Raw genomic sequence first — 1,482 nt, 5'->3', positions numbered from 1 at the left:
TATTCGATTCGGTTAAACAGATACAGATATCTAGGAAGATAAAATCGGTAGAACGACCGGACTGAACTAACAAGGAAAGCTTTCAATCATTCAAATCCCATCAAAGAATGATTGAATCAAATGGATAGAGGTTCATATGAAGCAAAAGAAATTGCTCAAGTATATTGTTATTGCTATTTTACTTGGCGTACTGACAGGTTGGATTTGTCACCACTTTTTCAATGAAGGTGAGCAGCTCAAACAAATCGCTTCTTATTTCAGCATCGCTACAGACATCTTTTTACGTCTCATCAAAATGATTATTGCTCCATTGGTATTTGCCACAATTGTTTCAGGCATTGTATCAATGGGGAAATCTACATCGATCGGTAGTATCACACTCAAGTCAATGACTTGGTTTATTACTGCTTCGTTTGTATCGCTTGCCATCGGTATGGGTTTAGCAAACTTTTTCCAACCTGGTGCAGCTCTAGACTTAGCACTACCAACAGCTCAACAACTTAGTGGCGCTTCTCTCCCAGCGACCACTGGCTTTACGTTGCAATCATTCTTAAGCCATGTATTCCCACGCAGCATTGCAGAAGCAATGGCAAATAACGATATTTTACAAGTACTTGTTTTTGCTATTTTCTTTGGCTCAGCCCTCGCTTTTGTAAATCAAGGCAACGAGAAAGAGTCTGTTATTGTTCGTTTGACTGAAGAACTTAGCAAGATCATGTTCCGTATTACCGATTACGTGATGATGTTTGCACCTTTTGCAGTATTTGCTGCAATCGCTTCAGCAATTACAGTACAAGGTTTAGGCTTAATTGTTGACTACGGTATTTTAATTGCTGAGTTCTATTTCGGTCTTCTGTTACTTTGGATTGTTTTGTTCTCTGTTGGTGCAATCGTACTTAAAAAAGACATTTTCCGCCTTGGCAAATTAATTCGCGAACCTGTAACTCTTGCTTTTGCTACAGCTTCAAGTGAATCTGCCTACCCTAAAGTAATGGATGCACTCAATAAATTTGGTGTACCTAAAAAAGTCACTAGCTTTGTATTACCGTTGGGCTATTCATTTAACCTAGATGGTTCAATGATGTACACCACGTTTGCAGTGCTGTTTATTGCTCAAGCTTACAACATCGATCTTAGCTTCACTCAGCAAATCTTAATTCTGTTAACTCTTATGGTAACAAGCAAAGGTATTGCGGGTGTATCACGAGCTTCTATTGTAGTTATTTCAGCAACACTCACCATGTTCCATTTACCAGAAGCAGGCATTCTCTTACTACTTGGTATTGATCAGTTCCTTGATATGGGCCGTACTGCAACAAACGTAGTAGGTAACAGTATTGCTACCGCAGTTGTTGCCAAGCTTGAAGGTGAAAAAGTAGCTGATACTGAAGTATTACCAGACCCTGTATTAATTCAATCAACTCAAGAACAAACGACCGCTTAAGTTTCTCTTTTCTCCCGCTCTCCCAACTTAAGAGCAAT

Annotated in this window: 1 protein-coding gene; it reads left to right on the top strand. The window is 39.3% G+C overall.

The genetic code is table 11. The features are described 5' to 3' along the window. Positions 1 to 136 precede the first annotated feature (136 nt). Positions 137 to 1,444, top strand: a complete 1,308-nt coding sequence (locus NL42_RS19195; RefSeq protein ID WP_461313963.1) for a dicarboxylate/amino acid:cation symporter — start codon at positions 137 to 139, stop codon at positions 1,442 to 1,444. Positions 1,445 to 1,482: the final 38 nt, after the last annotated feature.

It is taken from the genome of Acinetobacter sp. GN11 (assembly GCF_054823985.1).
Note: the sequence above shows the minus strand (reverse complement) of the source record. Positions and strands in the feature narration are given on the sequence as shown.